Source organism: Dysosmobacter segnis (assembly GCF_014297285.1).
In the GTDB taxonomy this organism is placed as follows: domain Bacteria; phylum Bacillota; class Clostridia; order Oscillospirales; family Oscillospiraceae; genus Oscillibacter; species Oscillibacter segnis.
This window is the reverse complement of sequence record NZ_JACOQI010000018.1, coordinates 45,316-62,288: the sequence shown is the minus strand read 5'-3', so window position 1 is coordinate 62,288 and position 16,973 is coordinate 45,316. Positions and strand designations below refer to the sequence as shown.

The 16,973-nt window shown below is 51.4% G+C and carries 15 protein-coding genes and 1 pseudogene; 6 read left to right on the top strand and 10 right to left on the bottom strand.

What is annotated here, in order from left to right; genetic code table 11:
• Window positions 1–101: 101 nt before the first annotated feature.
• Entirely contained in the window at window positions 102–1,148 is a 1,047-nt protein-coding gene (locus tag H8Z83_RS14850; protein ID WP_187015768.1) for an AAA family ATPase, read from the bottom strand.
• Window positions 1,149–1,217: 69 nt separating this feature from the next.
• Here H8Z83_RS14850 and H8Z83_RS14845 point away from each other — a divergent pair, with 69 nt between their 5' ends.
• Window positions 1,218–2,516: a DUF6076 domain-containing protein gene (locus H8Z83_RS14845; RefSeq protein WP_187015767.1), complete on the top strand. Its 1,299-nt coding sequence runs from the start codon at window positions 1,218–1,220 to the stop codon at window positions 2,514–2,516.
• A gap of 53 nt (window positions 2,517–2,569) precedes the next feature.
• Here the strand turns inward: H8Z83_RS14845 and H8Z83_RS14840 are convergent, their stop codons facing one another.
• The 6 genes from H8Z83_RS14840 to H8Z83_RS20225 form a co-directional block, all read right to left on the bottom strand.
• Window positions 2,570–4,558, bottom strand: coding sequence for a site-specific DNA-methyltransferase (locus H8Z83_RS14840; RefSeq protein ID WP_187015766.1), 1,989 nt, complete (start codon window positions 4,556–4,558; stop codon window positions 2,570–2,572).
• Entirely contained in the window at window positions 4,558–4,755 is a 198-nt protein-coding gene (locus H8Z83_RS14835) for a hypothetical protein (protein WP_187015765.1), read from the bottom strand. Before H8Z83_RS14835 ends, H8Z83_RS14840 begins: the two co-directional genes overlap by 1 nt.
• A complete protein-coding gene (locus H8Z83_RS14830; protein WP_187015764.1) occupies window positions 4,752–5,600 on the bottom strand; it encodes a hypothetical protein in 849 nt (282 codons plus the stop codon). Before H8Z83_RS14830 ends, H8Z83_RS14835 begins: the two co-directional genes overlap by 4 nt.
• A 3-nt stretch (window positions 5,601–5,603) precedes the next feature.
• On the bottom strand, window positions 5,604–8,465 hold the full coding sequence (locus H8Z83_RS14825; RefSeq protein ID WP_187015763.1) for a DEAD/DEAH box helicase family protein: 2,862 nt from the start codon (window positions 8,463–8,465) through the stop codon (window positions 5,604–5,606).
• 20 nt (window positions 8,466–8,485) lie between these two features.
• A complete protein-coding gene (locus H8Z83_RS14820) occupies window positions 8,486–9,784 on the bottom strand; it encodes an ATP-binding protein (RefSeq protein WP_436231651.1) in 1,299 nt (432 codons plus the stop codon).
• Between the two features lie 83 nt (window positions 9,785–9,867).
• Window positions 9,868–10,254, bottom strand: coding sequence for a helix-turn-helix domain-containing protein (locus H8Z83_RS20225; protein WP_187015761.1), 387 nt, complete (start codon window positions 10,252–10,254; stop codon window positions 9,868–9,870).
• On the opposite strand from H8Z83_RS20225, the gene H8Z83_RS14810 reads away from it, so the two are divergent.
• From H8Z83_RS14810 to H8Z83_RS14790, 5 genes are all read left to right on the top strand, one after another.
• Window positions 10,229–10,690: a hypothetical protein gene (locus H8Z83_RS14810; RefSeq protein ID WP_187015760.1), complete on the top strand. Its 462-nt coding sequence runs from the start codon at window positions 10,229–10,231 to the stop codon at window positions 10,688–10,690. The two genes, H8Z83_RS20225 and H8Z83_RS14810, sit on opposite strands and share 26 nt — an antisense overlap.
• Window positions 10,683–10,862 (top strand): hypothetical protein, encoded by a 180-nt coding sequence (locus tag H8Z83_RS14805; protein ID WP_187015759.1) that lies wholly within the window; start codon window positions 10,683–10,685, stop codon window positions 10,860–10,862. Before H8Z83_RS14810 ends, H8Z83_RS14805 begins: the two co-directional genes overlap by 8 nt.
• Before the next feature lie 3 nt (window positions 10,863–10,865).
• The gene (locus H8Z83_RS14800) at window positions 10,866–11,225 is read left to right on the top strand and encodes a hypothetical protein (protein ID WP_187015758.1); all 360 of its coding nucleotides are present in this window, start codon (window positions 10,866–10,868) and stop codon (window positions 11,223–11,225) included.
• Window positions 11,226–11,495: 270 nt separating this feature from the next.
• Window positions 11,496–11,822, top strand: a complete 327-nt coding sequence (locus H8Z83_RS14795; protein ID WP_187015757.1) for a hypothetical protein — start codon at window positions 11,496–11,498, stop codon at window positions 11,820–11,822.
• A gap of 173 nt (window positions 11,823–11,995) precedes the next feature.
• Window positions 11,996–13,627, top strand: a complete 1,632-nt coding sequence (locus H8Z83_RS14790) for a hypothetical protein (protein WP_187015771.1) — start codon at window positions 11,996–11,998, stop codon at window positions 13,625–13,627.
• 123 nt (window positions 13,628–13,750) lie between these two features.
• On the opposite strand, the pseudogene H8Z83_RS19685 reads toward H8Z83_RS14790, so the two are convergent.
• The 3 genes and pseudogenes from H8Z83_RS19685 to scfB all read right to left on the bottom strand — a co-directional run.
• Window positions 13,751–13,858, bottom strand: a pseudogene (locus tag H8Z83_RS19685) (AbrB/MazE/SpoVT family DNA-binding domain-containing protein); the annotation flags it as partial.
• A 354-nt stretch (window positions 13,859–14,212) separates the two neighbouring features.
• Window positions 14,213–15,538, bottom strand: a complete 1,326-nt coding sequence (locus H8Z83_RS14780; protein ID WP_187015755.1) for an aminotransferase class I/II-fold pyridoxal phosphate-dependent enzyme — start codon at window positions 15,536–15,538, stop codon at window positions 14,213–14,215.
• The gene (gene scfB / locus H8Z83_RS14775) at window positions 15,538–16,926 is read right to left on the bottom strand and encodes a thioether cross-link-forming SCIFF peptide maturase (RefSeq protein WP_187015754.1); all 1,389 of its coding nucleotides are present in this window, start codon (window positions 16,924–16,926) and stop codon (window positions 15,538–15,540) included. The genes H8Z83_RS14780 and scfB overlap by 1 nt, the downstream gene beginning before the upstream one ends.
• Between the last annotated feature and the right edge of the window lie 47 nt (window positions 16,927–16,973).

Below are 16,973 nucleotides of genomic sequence, written 5' to 3'. Positions count from 1 at the left end.
TTCGTCGTTTTTATGCCGTCTCGGAATTTGCCCCGTGCGGGCAGAATATCCCCTCGACGGGTACACACGCCACCCCAGCCCCTAACCGCGCACACAGCGGCTCACACGCCGAAACACGGCGGGTTCTCAGGGTCGATGGTGACGATGTTTCCGGCAACGGGATCATCGACCCCATCGACCCTTTTCAGGCAGATCAGACGGTCGCCGTTGCTCTTGCGGAAGGACACCGTAATGCCGTTTCTCCTTAGAGCGTCAACGCTTTTACGGATTCGGTGGGAGAAGCTGTTGGGGGTCAGTCCCTCCGCACTGGCAGGGTCGATCTTTTCCAACAGCGCCTTGGCAGGGGCGCTGATCTCCGGCTGCCGGCGCAGCAATTCAGAGAGAAGAAAAAGAATTCTCTCGTTGGGCTGCTCTTTCTGTTCGCAGTCATCTGACAGCAGCTTCCAGACATGATCCTCACCGTCGAACTCCAGCGCCAGTTCCCGGTAGGGGATGTCCCGCCCGGTGCAGTAGAGCGTGGCGGTGTTCTCTCTGCGCTTGCTCTTGCGGAGGACGAAGTTGCTGTCGGTGGCACCGCTGAGTCCGGTGGTGCCGGAGATCATGTTCATGGGGTCATCGTCATTCATCTTCCGCAGATGATGCACCAGCAGAATGGCGATGCGGTGCTTGTCCGCCAGCGCTTTCAGAACGCCGATGTCCCGATAGTCGCTGGCATAGGGATTCGCGTCATTGCCTGCTGTGCGGATGCGCTGGAGCGTGTCGATGACGATGAGCCGGGTCTGTGGATGCTCCTTCAGGAATTGCTCGATCTGTTCCACCAGCCCGTTGTGGAGCTGCTGGGACATGACGGCGAAGTGCAGCGTGGGCGGCGCGTCCTCCGTGAGATCAAAGAGGCGGCTCTGGATACGCTGGAAGCTGTCCTCCAGACAGAGGTACAGCACCTCGCATGGCCGTGTGGCGAACGTCCAGAGCGGTTTGCCTTGCGCGGCGCAGAGACACAGCCACAGCGCCAGCCACGATTTGCCGATCTTCGGCGCGCCTGCCAGCAGGTGCAGTCCCTGGGGCAGCAGATCGTCCACCACGAAGGAGACCGGTTCGTAAGCGGTGCTTTGCAGCGTGTCCGCGTCAATGGTTTGCAGTCGGTTCATAAAAAATACTCCTTTCCGGTTTGTCAATGTGGTATACTGATACTGTAAAGGAAGGGAGATGGTTTTTACATGGAAGAGTGGTTTTCGAGATTTTTCCAAGACTTGCAACTACAGCTCGGACTGCGTGACCCCAAGTTGACCGCTCCCGAAAAGAATATCTCCGGCATCTTTTTGGAAACAGATACCGGAGAGAACATCGATATTTTATTGGTTGGCAAGGATGGGCGTGTAGAAGAACTCAGGGGTCGAACGCCAGCGGAGGAACTGGTTCGGTTTACTTCTCTGGATTTTGCGGAATACCATGCCGTGATCCAGCGGCTCTGGACGGAGCATCCTCTGTTTTTGGAACGCATGGATGTTCCCTATTCGGACTATGAGGATTTTGAAAAACAGATCAGCGACTTGCCTGATTGGATCAAGAGGATCGATACCATATCCGCTTTTTATGCCTCTGAACATCTTCGGGACGCAATGGCAATGCAGGACAATGGTTCGCCGATTTTTCCGTCCGAGAAAGGTGCCGCAGTTCTTCGGGCACTGGACGAGCCGTGCAGGGCACAGCTGCGTATTCGAAATCTTCTGGAGATCGGGTTTGCCGATTATGAGCGCGCCGCGCAGTGGGAACGGTATGGAGCGTTGGAGGAGGCATACCCCGCGTTAATGCACCAGTTCTTTCCTTGCAGGCCGATGCCGTTCGGACACCGATTGCGGTATACGGTTGAAAATACCTTTGAGCTGTACCTGTTGGAATTGCAGCTTTATTTCCGCCAGAAGAAAAAGCGTATCGCACGGTGTGAGTGCTGCTGGCAGTATTTCATTCCGAAAACCTCTGCGGAAACGCACTACTGCGACCGTGTGATCGACGGACTATCCTGCAAGGCGCTGGGGCCAAAGCTCAAGGGCAAGGATGGTGCGGCATTGGATGAGGCACTGCGGATATACAATGTTCTGCGACATAGGATGGAAGAACGACGGAACCGTTATGAGGACGCTCCGCCAGACCAGCGGGATCGGCTGAAGCCTGTGAGCGACGCTCGCTATCAGGAATGGATCAGTGCAGCGGTCAAGGTCAGAGGGAGGTATCTCAAAGGAAAAATCTCCGCATCGGATTTCCTACGGGAAATCGATTCCTTTGGAGAACTGGAAACCTATGAGGTCGAGCAGGTGTCTCTGCCGGAGCCGGACAGCACAGCATGGCGTCGGCATATCAAGGGGAATCTGGACTTTGATCCAGCTATCAACTACCGAGGCTTCATGCATCTGGACTTGAGAGAGGAGAATGCGGAATGGAAGGTTTGGACGCCAGAGGAACAGGAGAATATCGCCCGCGGCGGGCATAGGAGCTTAAGGGAGAAGTATAAAAAGTAAGGACTGAGGGAGTAAAACTCCCTCAGTCCTTACTTTTTCAAAGATTTATAATATCAAATCTCCCACATGGTTTCATCTCCGCAGATATTACGAATCTTCAATCTAAGCGGTTTCTTTTCACTGCGGATAGCTCCGTCCCAGAACTCCTTGGTTTTCTCGCCGTTGCGGATGACATAACCCAGCTTGTCGATCTTGATCTCGCTGTCGGAGTGCCATGCGCCGTCAGCGGCGGTGCAGTCAAGGCTCAGATACTCGATCAGTTCCAGCCCCTCCTCGCTGATTTCAATGGGCTTGAAGGGCTTCTTGGGCGAGGCGTTCATGCGGGCTTTGTTGTTGAACTCCGTGATCTTTTGCAGCACGCGGTCGCTGACAAAGCTGTCGATCACCACCTGCCAGCCGCCGAAGAGGTCATCATGGACTTCTGTGCAATGGAACGATACCTCGTCCCCAATGGCCACATCGTCCAGCACCGTTTTCAGATCGCGCAGCTCAATCTCCACGGTGGTACTGTCATCCGCGGCGATAAAGCGGCGAATTTCGTCCTCGTCGGTGATGTCGATGTAATACACGATGACCTTTTTTACACTACTATCCAAGTCAGGGATGGCCTGATGGAGAATGCGGTTCATCAGCACCACATCCAGCAGCTTGGAGCTGCTGTCCATCAGGTTTGGCACATAGACAGGAATCATGCCCAGCTTGCTGTCAGAGATGGCTCCCTCCCAGAAGGAGTCCAAATCGTCCTCGTTTTTTAGACCGGGAATGAGGGACTTAATCTTATCCATCGTCTGAACGGGGTTGCGGTAAAGCTGTACGCCGTCCTTGATCTCCAGTACATCAAATTCCGCACCATCAGTAACGAGGCGGTCGCGGGCAGTCTGGATGGAGTTGAGCCCGATGTCGCAGTGGATAAAGCGCCGCCCCAGCTTGTTGGCAACGGCGGCAGTCACGCCGCTGCCGCCGAAGAAGTCAGCAACGAGCATACCTCTGTCGGAGGAAGCGTTGATGATGCGTTCAATCAACGCTTCCGGCTTTTGCGTGGCGTAGTCTGAACGCTCTACAGCTTGTGAATTTACAGGGTTAATATCCAGCCACATGGATTGTGCGGGCATACCAGGCAGTTCGTCAAGATAGACTTTGGAACGGATGCCGCCAGTCTTTGTAATATGGATTCTGCCTTCACGGTCTAAGCGCTCCATGGTTTCAAGCGGCATTCTCCAAAGCGAGCGATAGCCTTTATACTCGTAGTCGTAACCGCCGCCGGAAAGGCCTTTCGCGGTCAGATTTCCGCTGTCCCAGCGGCGACCATCGGGGTCAGTCCGGCTAAAGCGAGCAACATACGCATCATCATAGGGCTGATAGACCGTGTTAAAAATATAATCCGTCTGAGATTTCGTGTAGAAATAAATGCAGTCAAAGTTGTTGCCGTAAAACTCCGCATCACTGTGGGCGGTAGCGCGCTTCCAGATAATCTCGTTTCGGAAATTGTCTTCGCCAAAAATCTCGTCCATCAGGATCTTCACATAATGCCCGATGTGATAGTCCAGATGCACATAGATCGATGCCGTTTCGCTCATGACGCCTTTGATCGCCATGAGGTTTTCGTACATCCAGCTCAGGTACTTTTCTTTATCCCAGACATCGCCGTACATCTTTTCCTCAAAGGCTTTCAGCTCGTCCACATCCAGTTCCCGCTCCGCCTGCGCGATGGCCTCGGCAACCTTGGGATTGCGGCGGATATAGACCTTTTTGGCGTAGTCCGCGCCGCTGGCAAAGGGCGGGTCGATGTAGACCAAGTCAACCTGAACGCCCTGCTCTTTCAAATAGGCGCAGGCAGACACGCATTCGCCGCGAATGACCATGTTGCCATCGGTGTTCTCGCCCACGGTCTCCTGCTTCTCCATCTCGTACAGGGGCATTCCCCGCTGGAGCGTCATGGACAGCTCGTCCGCACCCTTGTAGCGCAGAATGCGGTTGAAATTGCCCAGCACCGCCTGCCCCTCCACGGGCTCGGGAATGAAGGGAATGTATTTAATGGGCATTATCCTTGTCCTCCATTCTCCATGTGGTGTATGAACTGTTCAAGTGACATTGCCATCCCCATGGAGGCAAAACATTCTCGAGCCAGTTGCTGGTTTTGTTCCGGAGTTAGTTGATTCAGTGCTTTAATACATTCAATCACTTTACACTTTGCATTCAGATATTTGTCATCAAAATCTACTGTAGGTCTGATATTCATTGTTTGTCCTCCCCTTGTTTTAATGTGATCAGGAGACGAATGATGTTGCCTGTTTGATACATAAGGTATTCCAGAAGTCTGTTGCTTGTGGCATCTCGATGCTTTGCGTAGTTGTTCATAAAGCTTGTATATGCTTGAAGCAATGTCTCAAAATTTCCACTTACTTCTTTAGGAACTCCTTGGCTTTTCAAATATGTCCCATATGTATTTTTGTAGTTTTCGAGTGACTTGTTGCCTCCAAAAAACTCTTGGAAAAAGTTTTCCAAGGTTTTGCGAAATTTGTCCGCAATATCGCTGGCGTTATCCGAAGTTGTTTCTGAATACTCTTTTAGAGCTTTTACAAATGCCTTGCGCGACTCAGAATAATCAGCTAACCAATCTAACGGCTCAGAAACAAGCGCATCATCCAATTCTTTTGCGCCTTTAGGGAAAATGAAATCACCATCACTATCTTTTACGATTTCAAAATCTATATGGCAGTCATTGAGTGCACCTTTTATGGCAGAAAAAACGGCAATTTTATCCGAATTTTTCCCTTTGTATGTATTGATGAATGCAACAAGCGTTGCCAAAAAATCGAGAAAGTTATCAGTATGTTTTTTGAGATATGGCCATACTTTTTGAAGTCCGACCAGTTCTTCGTCTAAACAAAAAGCCAACGGTTCTCGGTCAGAAGGGAGATAAGTTTCACCTATCATGTACGCAAAAGCAATTTCGTCTCGTTCGGTAAAGGAATATCGTTTTCCGGATCGCATAAAGACTTCTATACGTTTTATAAATAGATTCTTTTTTTGGTCGTCATTAAACGATAACCCAAGTGCCTGTCGATAATCAAGCCAATCCATTATTTATCTCTCCTCAAAAAATCCGCAGATTTTCTCATGTGTTTGTCTGATACGTTCCGCCTCTGGCAGAGTATCCTCCAAATAGAGATACTCAAACCGCGCGTAGCCGAACGCCTGATTGTTATAGCGGGAGAACTCCATTTCCATAAAAGTCCGCTTATCCTTGAACGCAGGGTCATTGGCATAAATACCGCCCTTGGTTTCCACGATAATGGCCTTGTGAATTTTACTATCCTTGCGCTGGAGAACGAGGAAATCCGGCGTGTACATTCCAATATATCGCCAGCCACCGTTCAGGCGCTGATAGCACTTGATCTTAAATTCTGTCATGGCACGGTCGCCGTTGTAGTAGACCTCCAAGCCAAGCCGCTCAACCTCATCGAAGGTCAGGACTTCTTTGAGGAAAGTCTGCTCAAAGCCGCTGTCTGTGTGATAGGGCAGATAGTGGAAGGTGCGGTCTTTTTGCGGATGGGACGAATTTTGCTTGCGAAGCATCTCCAAAATGGCGGTATTTCCGGTTTCCTCTGCCAACTCCATCATGGCCTGCTCTTTTGCGCTGACTTTCAACTTACCTTTATCATCCAGAATGATGCGTTCTACCAAGTCCTGTGCGGGGTAGTAATCGTCCGGTTTCTCTGTGTGGACTGTGGGAGTGAAATTTGCGATATTCAGCAGGCTGGCTTCCTCGGGAATCAGCTCTTCCTTTGTGTGGAAGGTGCGCTTTTCGCAGAACGCCTTTCGGATATTTGCTTCCACCATAGCATGGTCGTAGCGGGAACTGTAGTAACGAACGCCGTCGCGCTCGTAGGTCACGGTCAAATAGACCTCCCGCAGCAAATCGCTGTAACGGCTTAATTCCTGCATGGTCAGTGAACCAAAGCTGCCCTTGACAATACGAAGCAGCCACGTGGCAAAGGTCGCCTGTTCTGTGCCGCGCTCGGTGTTGCTTACCTCAATGCGCTGCGTTTCCATGGTCAGGTCAGTGGTCTTGATAATGTCATCAGACACCTTCGCTTCGTCTGCGGCAACAGGGATCTTTGATTCCGGAGCGGCAGGTTCCTCGGTCTGGGTTTCGTAATTGACTTTGAACTGGTAGAAATCAATTTTGGGCAACTTTAAGTAAGCGGTGCGGTCATACCGCTTGATTTCAGTTTTACCGTGGCTGGCCTCGGTGAATTCTTTCAGAGAAATGCGGTGCTGCTGTTGGAGTTGAGCATTGAGCTTGTCCGCGTTGCTGTCATTGAGGTAGATGAGTGCCGTTTCCGGCGCGTTCTTATCCACCTGACGAAGGCATCGGCAGGAGGTTTGCAGCACCATATTCTTCGGGCAGTCGCCCTCCTGCGAGAGGATGATCCCCGTCAGGCTGCGGCAGTCCCAGCCCTCCTTGCCGATTTGAACCAGCAGAACAACGCGGATTTTAGAAATTGCCTTATCCAGTGAATCAAACTGCATCTGGCTGTCGGTAGGCTGGGGGTACTGCTTATTGCCCTTGTGGAACTTGAGAATGGTGTCGCTGCCAAAGCCGCATTCCGCGGCGATTTTTGCGACAAGCGGGTAAACAAGTTCTTCCAGCTTTTCGATGGTTCCGCAGTAGATGCCCAGCTTTGCGACTGTGCCATTGGCATAGACGGTATCCTTGTAGGTTTCAAAAAATTCACGCACACCGGCTTCAATGATACGGCTGCTGTCCGCAAACTCCGCGATCTTCACCACCGGACGCTTGAGAAAATTTCCAACACCGTTAATGAGCGGGTAGTAATACACGATATTTGTGATCTCCGCTGCGGCGACTGACAGATTGTCCACCACGGTGATTTTCTCTGCTTTTTCCAGATACGGCGTGCCGGAAAAGCCGATGACTGAATTGACCGTATCATTTTCCGCCCAACGTGTGACAACAGCGCGCAGTTTGATCTCATCGCTGACAGCGTGGTGCACCTCGTCAATGAAAATAGACAAAGCGGGGAGTTTGCCGATCAGGTTGCGCAGCTCATTCGCCTGACGATCTTTTTCGTCATCACTTTCCTCAAATAGGTTGATTTGACCTTGACTTTCCTGAATACGGTCGAGAATGACTTTTTCCGCGTTGGTGACGGCAACCAGACCGAACAACTCCGACAGCGGCTGATGGTTTGCGATTTTCTGCACATTCGGATTTTTCGTCTTGTTGGACTTCTTTGCCGTTTTACTCTGATCCAGTACCTCAAAGGAGATCATGCGCTTGAGTTCCGAAGCGGCCGGTTCGGGAATGACCCATGTAGGATCAAAGTTTTGAATGGTTTTCAGACTGGGGACAACGGAGGACTTCAGACCGGAGGGCGCAAAGATAATAAAGTTATGTGCGAAAGCAGAATTTTTCGGCTCATTCCGCGCAAAGTATAAGTCCAGATAGATAAAAGCCGCCATCAGATAGGTCTTGCCTGCGCCCATGGGGAGACTGAACAGGTAGTCGGTGTAAGATAAATCATAAAAGGCTTTGTGGAAGAACGCATGGCAATCAATGCTTTCCGGTTCTTTGCGGATTTGCTGTTCCAGCTTGGGAGAGACCTGCTCTCCTGCATCGTTGGTGAGGCAGGCGTATTCAAACAGTGCTGCAGCAGCTTTGTTTACTTTGAGGTATTCACGGGTGCTGTGCGATACCTCCAAATCATCCAGATCCAGCGTATTGAACGCACCCTCGCAGAACAACTCTGCTAAAGGCTTGCAGCCACACGCGATTTTTAAAAACAGATAGGTTTTGATTGCCTCAACCTGCGCATCGCGCATTTGCCCGGTTTTTACGATGTAGTCAATGACCGCCTTGACTGTGCAAGTCTCCGAAGCCAACCACTCATTGCGCTTGGCTTCGATCATTTTGTAGAACATAGTAACACCTCGCTACCCTCTCACAGTTCCATCGCTGTTTCGTTCAGCAGGAATTTCTCGATGCCCACATACAGGATCCCGTTCTCATCGTGCCATGGGATGATATTGTCCTTCACCACCACGATCTTCTTAAAGGAGTCCCCCACGCGGTTGAGAGAGTTTACTTCCTGCGCCCGCTTTTCCTCGTCTGCCACGGTCAAGGCAGACTGGATATAATACCGACGGCTCCCTTTGTTTGCCACAAAGTCGATCTCCAACTGCGTGCGCTTACTCTTTTTCTGTTCGTCCTTGTAACAGTACTCCACCACGCCCACATCCACGTTGAACTCACGGCACAACAGCTCATTATAAATAATGTTCTCCATGATATGATTTTCTTCCTGCTGGCGGAAATTCAGTCTGGCATTTCGCAAGCCCACATCGCTGAAATAATACTTCAGCGGCGAGCCGATATATTTTCTGCCCTTCACATCATAGCGGTCTGCCTTGTAGATCATAAAGGCGTCCACGAAAAACTCCAGATACCGGCTGACAGTCTCATCGCTGATGTTGACTTGCCGTTCGCTGCGAAAGGTTCTGGCAATTTTCCCCGCGTTGGTCAGGGAGCCGACCGAGGAGGAAATGATGTTCAGAATATCATCTAAAACGGACTTATCGTGCAAGATCTTGTTCCGTTCGATGATGTCGCCAAGATAAATCTTGTCAAACAGGGATTGCAGGTACTTTGCCTTTTCCTCGTGGCTCTTTTTCATCATCACGAGGGGCAGGCCGCCGTAAGTATAATACTCCTGCCAAGCGTCCCGCTTGTCGCCCTCGTAGGCGTGGTAAAACTCCTCAAAAGACAGGGGATTGACCCGGATCTCATCGCCGCGCCCGCGAAATTCGGTCAAAATATCCGAGGACAGCATTTTTGAGTTGCTGCCTGTCACATACACGTCAATATTATCGTGCTTCATCAGGCCGAGGACCACGTCCACAAAGCCGATTTTATCCTCCACGCCCTGAATGTAGGGGTTCTGAATGGTTACGACCTTCTGGATCTCGTCGAGGAACACATAATAGGTCTTGCTCTCATCTGTGGTCAGGCTGCGAATGTATTTGCCCAACTCCAACGGATTGCGGTACTGGATGTTTTCGTCATCGTCCAGCGCAAGGCAAATGATTTGGTCATCCTCCACGCCGATGGATTTCAAATAGCTCTTGTAGATATTGAACAGCAGATAGGACTTTCCACACCGCCGGATGCCGGTGATGACCTTCACTAAACCGTTTTCTTTTCTTGCGATGAGCCGTTCCAGATATTTTTTCCGTTCGATCATATCCATACCTCACTCGGGAATTTTGCGTATTTACACAGTTTTCTTGGTTTCATTATAGTGTACTCCCAAGAGCAAGTCAATATTCACTTTCTGGAATTTTGCGTATTTCTCCAATTTACAATGCTGTCATCAAATTCAACCAGCAGTTCAATGACAGCGCCAACAAAACAGACTATAAATATAATTGAGCCGCAGGCTTCGGCCTGCGGCTCAATTTCTGCAATTTTCAATTCAGGCTTTGCGGCAACTAAGATCTCATCCATCCGTACATCCAAGAGAGCACTCAGGGCGTAGAGGTTATCGACGGTGGGCAGGCTTTTCCCGCTCTGCCACTTGTAGATGGCCTGCGGTTCTTCAAAACCGAAAAACACCTGCACATCACGAACCGTCAACCCTTGCTCCAGACGCAAGCGCATAATGTTTCTGCCTGTTGCAGCAGGATCAATGACCGGAAACGATACAAGGCTCATTTTCTCAGCCTCCTTGGTGAATTTCCCAGTGGGAGATTTTAGCATAGCGAATTTCAAGCAGAAAAACAACTATTTTCACCAAATTGTAATGAAATTGCAACAAGAGGTTCTATGCAACACGCACTTTGTTCAACTTGAAAGCCATTCCCTGCTCTTTCGGCACTATGCTTTTGTGGATACGAAAGACTATCTTGCGGATCAGCTATTCATTCAGGAGAAAGTGCGGGTCTATTTTAGACAGGAAACCCATCGCACCGACAACGACTACTGCGTTATTTTCTGTAAGGTCAGGAAGCGTGACGAAACGGCTTTTCTGACCGCCCTTCAAAAACTGCCGTCTAAGATGCTTCTTTTGGGACATGCTGGCTATCTTGATTTTTGCCGTAGCTTTCAAGAGTTACTTAATGCACCACAGAAGGAGGGCCTTCATGAATAAATTGACCCCATTAAAAAAGCAGGCGAAACGGGCACAGCGAGCCTTTTACACAAAGCAGCGCGGTTCCTGGAACGGCCTTTGTCCGGTCACAAAGCGGATCGAGAGTGGAAAGACCTACTGCCGAGCAAAGAGCAAACGAGAACTTCTCCGTGATACCAATAAGGGGGTATGACCGATGAAGCGATTCTTACAGGAGTACGATGAGGATGCGCGTCATAGGAAGAAATCCAAAACCTCCAAGACTTCAAAAAGTGTCCAACGTTCTAACCACAAACACGAATATGAAAAAGTTATCATCCGAGAATTTATTGGGTATGCATGGGGTGGAAGATGCAGGCTCTGTGGAAAATTTCGGAGCCATTACGGTCAGTTTTCTGCCAGTCGCTATATGGATTTCCGCAGGCCGGACTCCCTTGGGCAACAAGGAATTTCCAACGAGTCCTTTTTCAGCTTAGAGGAGATCCGTGCAAAATTTCCTGATGTACCGATCTACGAATTTTCCTATGAGGATGTGCAATATCATTTCGTTCCATAAGTAGTTGGGATCACAGCGGTTTCCACCCCGGCCGCTTGGCTAAATCCATCATTCCGAAACAAAACTGCTCCCACGGCGCTAATGTAAACCGCAAATGTTCAATTTGTATTTTACAGAACTTCAAGTGGTCCTCGTTCTACGCCGTTGCGTGGTCTTCCACTCAATCATGTTTTCGGAGAAACCTTGCCAAACTGAAACGAAATCTGTACAATGAAAGCAACAATGGCAAATTATTTGCCCATAAAATAACTTTTAGAAGGAGGTGAATGCATGGAAAAGTATACAGATGATGAAATCAGAGCAATGCCTAAAATCACGATCAAAATCGCAGCGGATTATCTCGGGATCTCTACGAACTTGTTGACACTCGGCATGAGAAACAATGTGTTGCCGATCGGGTTTGCCGTAAAGAATGAAGACGCTTACCGTGAAAGCTGGAGCTACTCCATCATTCCGGAAAGATTGATTGCTTATAACCACGGCAAAATCAACGAGATCCAGGTGGAAGGGATCGAAAAGAATCTGAGTCGGATCATTTCTCAATTTGAGGACTTGAAGCGGGATCTGGTTTTTCTATTAAGCGAAAAAGAAGAATAGGAGGGATCAAACAATTTTGTGCGCTCATCGGAAAGCCATTAGAACCACAGAATTCCATAATGGCGGAAAACGATGATGGTACGAAACCCAATACGCTTGCTACAGAGAAAGTCATTCCCCCGCAAGACCAGACAGTCCAAGGCTCAAAGAGAAAGGAGGTGTCAACTGTGCAAATGACAGTCATTCGATTGACACGGAAGCAGCTATATGATGAGATCTGGGAAATCTCCGCCGCCGGAACAGCGAAGAAATATGATATTCCCTATTCGCAGTTTCTAAAGCAGATCAAAGAGGCTAATATTCCAATTCCACCGTCCGGATATTGGACAAAAATAAGTTTTGGGAAACCTGTGGAAAAGACTGCGCTGAAAAAGCCGTTTGATAAAGTCGTTTCGCTCGTAAAGGAAGTCTCTTTGCCCAAGGGGGAGAAGCCCGAACCGGGATCTGATCCAAACAAGAAACTCTCTGATCAACAGGAAAAGGTGCGGCAACTCTCTGTATCGTCAACCGTAGTACAGGAACAACAGGTACCCGACGAGACGCATAAAGTTGACGTGGTTGCGGAACTATTTCAGGAACCAGAAACCATCAAACAATGGGGCCAAACTTACAATGTCTATGACCGAGAAACACTCTACAAGGAGGTCTGGGCTGCCCCGGTGACAGAGGTCGCAAAGAAATACAAAGTGTCAGACGTTGCCATCCATAAGGTGTGCAAATCCCTTGAGATCCCAACTCCGTCACAGGGGTATTGGGCAAAACTCAGGGCTGGAAAGCCTGTTGCAAAGACACCGTTACCTCAAAGCACCAAGACTGCAAAGAAAATCGGCGCACAAACAGGATACACTCCACCATCTGAAACAAACCAAAATGTTCTTGAGTTTCTGGGGGATGAAGATCGTGCTGTTGTGATGGCAGTTGCGTCACAAATTCTTTTGCCGGATGAAAACGAACGTATGCATTCCAAAATCATTGCCCACCGGAAGGTGATTGCGGAATGGAAAAAGCAAGAAAACCGCAATGCCAATGACAAATGGCGGCCGCGCAATACACCGGCACCACCGTTTTTAGCAAACACGATATCCAACACTTCTATTCCACGTGCCTGCCGCATCATAGACGCCCTGATCAAAGCAATGGAACCGTTGGGCTGCAAGCTTACGGATAATCTGGAGTTTGCTGTTAATGGGGAAACTGTTTGTGTTTCTTTCTCTGAGTCACAGGATAAAATCAATCACATCCCGACAAAAGAGGAAAACCGCCAACTTTTAGAATACGAAGAAAAGCGCCGGAAGTATTCCTATGCATCAAGGCCCCAGATCAGCAAGTACGACTACCAATACAATGGCCGTCTTTGTCTCAAGATCAACAATCAGAAAAGCTTCCGCGATTGTAAAGCATATCAACTGGAAGACCGTTTGGGCGACATGATGTTGGAGCTCTATGCGGCTGCTGAGGGATTGCGACAGCAGCGACTTGCGCGGGAAGAGGCTGAACGCAAACGTCAGGAAGATGCGCGCAGGGAGGAAGAACGCCGCAAGCGGTATAATACAGAGGTCGACCGCACTCTTGCGCTGGCTAATATTGCTGATGACTATGACACCGCTTGCAAGATTCGCCGCTACATATCAGCGTATAAAGTAGCCCATCTGGATGAAGATATTTCTGAATGGCAGGAGTGGGCAAACGCAAAAGCGGATTGGTACGATCCGACCATATCCCGAGAGGATGAGCTTCTGGGAAAACGAGATCACGCAAAAGCAAAGGATGAAAAAACGCCAAAGCATTCCGGATATTGGTGGTAAAAGACGGCCTGACTCATGCAAATGACATGAGTCGGGCCGTCCCGACATTATGTATTAGTTCCAGCCTTGCCGTTTTGCCAGATCCAGCATGGCGAAGCTGAAACGCTGCCACGGTGCCAATGTCATCTGTGACGGGTCGCCCTCGCGGATGCGCATAGTGCGGCGGATCTCCTTGGGAATGACCACCCGGCCCAGGTCATCGATGCGCCGCACGATTCCTGTTGCTTTCATATTTCAAATCTCCTTATCCTCGTGAAACTACGTTTAGTCTTTGGACTTTCTGGTAATTTATCCAAGAGGCACACTGGAAGATTTTTGATAAACTGTTTGTGGTATTCCTTCTTGTGTGGTCTCCCTTCGTTTTACACCTTGCAGTTGCCAGACCGCATTCCTACTATAACAGCGGGCGTTTTATTTTCCCTCATCGGCAGAAGGCCATCCCCAAAACGCGCCGTTGGCAAGACTCCACAGTTCACAAGCCGGATGCATACAGCAAGAAAACAAACCGCAGACCCGGCAAATGCTGCCGGGTCTGCGGTTTGTCAGTGTTCAGATTTGCCGGTCTCGCTTTTCTCAAAACCGTTTTCAGCGCAGGACTTCCACCTGCTCCACACCGTACCGCCGGAACAGTTCCAGCGCTTCCGGGCCAATTCGCTCACCGGACACCGCAATGGGGATCGCAGGCGGACACCCCACGGTGGGGGCGCCACAGACCCGGCCCAATGACTGCGCCGCCGGTACGGTCTCCCGTGGGGCAAACAGTGCCTCCCGCGCGGAACATACCCGTTCTCCACAGGCCAACGGCAGCGTCGGCTGCGGCGCATAGGTTGTGTCGTTTGTTCCCATTGCATACACAATCCGTTCAATATCCGCAGCGCCATTCTCCGGCGTCAGCATCAGTACCAGAAAGTCCAGATCAGCGTATTCACATTCCACACCGCTCTCACGCAGTCGGTTCGCCAACTGCCCGCCGGTCATCCCGGCTGGGGCCTTGACAGTCAGCCGCAGCGGATCCGATGGCTCTATCTGCCAACCGGCAGCCGTCAGCGCCTTCCGCGCTTCCTCCAGACGTCCGCACATCTCCCGCAGGCGATCCCGGTACCCATCCGCCAGATAGCGGTTGCATAGGTCCAGCGACGCCAGCGTCAGGTAGGACGGACTGGTGGAGCCAAACATGGCCATCGCTGTTTTCGCACTCTCCCGGAGAGATGCCGGAGCCGCACGGCTGATGTGCAGGTACGCGCCGCCGGTCAGCACCGGCAGCGTCTTGTGTGCCGAATCGCAGCACAGGTCTGCGCCCAAATCCAGCGAGTGACAGGATGGTTCCAGAAACCGCAGATAGGCGCCGTGGGCGTTGTCCACCGCCAGCAGCGTACCATGTTTCCGGCACACCTCTGCCAGAGCGGAAATGTCCGCCATGCCGCCCAGATAGTCCGGGCTGGTGAGATAGACCGCCGCCGGCGGTGCAGGCATCTCCGCCAGTGTCCGCTCCAATGTGTCCGGCGATACCGGGCAGCCGCAGAGAGACGAGCTGCGCTCCGGCCACAGCCAGACGATCTCAAAATCCAGCAGGGCCGCCGCATATACAAACGCCCGGTGTACGTTTCGGGCCGCCACCACCGTCCGGGACCCATTTCCGCAGGTCAGCGCCAGATACAGCATCGCCCGGATGCACTGGCTGGACCCCTCCGTGGAGTACACCGTCCGGCCAGAGCCGAACAGTTCCCCGGCATAGGACTCACTGCGCCGGATGATGCCCTCCGCTTCGTACAGGCTGTCCGCGCCTTGGATCTCGGTGATGTCCAGTGTCTCACAGCCCAGAAAGGACTTTCCCTTGTGGCCGGGCATGTGCGCCCGGATCATCCCGGAATCCGCGTACCGCCGGACAAAATCAGCAATGGGCGTTTCCATCAGCCGTTGGCCTTGGCAGAATCTTCCGCCACCTTCATCATGATTGCACATTCAATACGCTTGCGGAACAATTCGCAGCCTGCCTCGTAAACGCCGCGGATAGAACCCGTGGCGTGGAAGGCGTTGGCCGCGCAGCCGCCGGAGCAGTAGAATCTCGCCCAGCAGTCATTGCACTCAGGCCGGGCGTAGGCGTTGCAGGAACGGAATTCCTCCCGCAGGGCCGTATTGGTCACGCCGTTCCAGATGTCGCCCAGCTTGTAGGCTTCCTCACCCACGAACTGATGGCAGGGATACAGGTCTCCCCAAGGGGTCACAGCCATATACTCCGTGCCGGAGCCGCAGCCGGAGATCCGCTTGTAAATGCAGGGGCCGCCCGTCAGATCCAGCATGTAGTGATAGAAGGTGATGGGCTTGCCTTCCTTTTCCCGACGCAGCATATCCTTGGCCAGCAGCTCGTACTGGTCCTTCACGATCTCCAGATCCTCCGCTGTCAGTGCGGCGGGGTCCTCCGGCGCGCACACCACCGGCTCCATGCTCAACTCCGTGAAGCCCAGATCCGCCATGTGGAACAGGTCCTTCGTAAAGTCCGGATTGGCATGGGTAAAGGTGCCGCGCATATAATAGTTCTTGTTGCCTCTGGCCTCTACCAGCTTCTGGAACTTGGGCACGATGCGCTCGTAGCTGCCATTGCCTGCATAGTCCACCCGCAGCCGGTCATGGATTTCCTTGCGGCCATCTAGCGACAGCACCACATTGCTCATTTCCCGGTTGGCGAAGTCGATCACGTCATCGTCGATGAGCATACCGTTTGTGGTCAGCGTAAAGCGGAAATTTTTGCCCCGCTCCTTTTCCACACTGCGGGCATACTCCACCAACTGCTTCACCACGTCCCAGTTCATCAGCGGCTCACCGCCGAAGAAGTCCACCTCCAGATTGGTGCGGCTGCCGGAGTGATCCATCAGGAAGTCCAGCGCCTGCTTACCCACCTCGAAGCTCATCAGCGCACGGTCTCCATGGTATTTTCCCTGGCTGGCAAAGCAGTAGGAACAGTTCAGGTTGCAGGTGTGCGCCACATGCAGGCACAGCGCCTTCACCACATCGCCGGAGCGCTCCTTGAACGTGCCGGCCATGTCCGCGAAGGTGTCGGGGGTATAGAGTTTCCCGGCCTGCTTCAGCGCCTCCACGTCATCAATGCAGTCCCGCAGATCCTTCTCCGTCACATCCTCGCGTGCGCCGTATTTTCCCATCATTGCCGTTACGATCTCATCCGCCGTGTGATCCGGGTAAAGCGCAATGATGTCATAGGCTACCTCATCCACTACATGAATGGCACCGGAGCAGGTGTCCAGCACGATGTTGTAGCCGTTCAGTTGATACTGATGTACCATTCTTCCGTTCTCCTCGTACAGAAAAAGTGCCGCCTGAACAGGCGGCA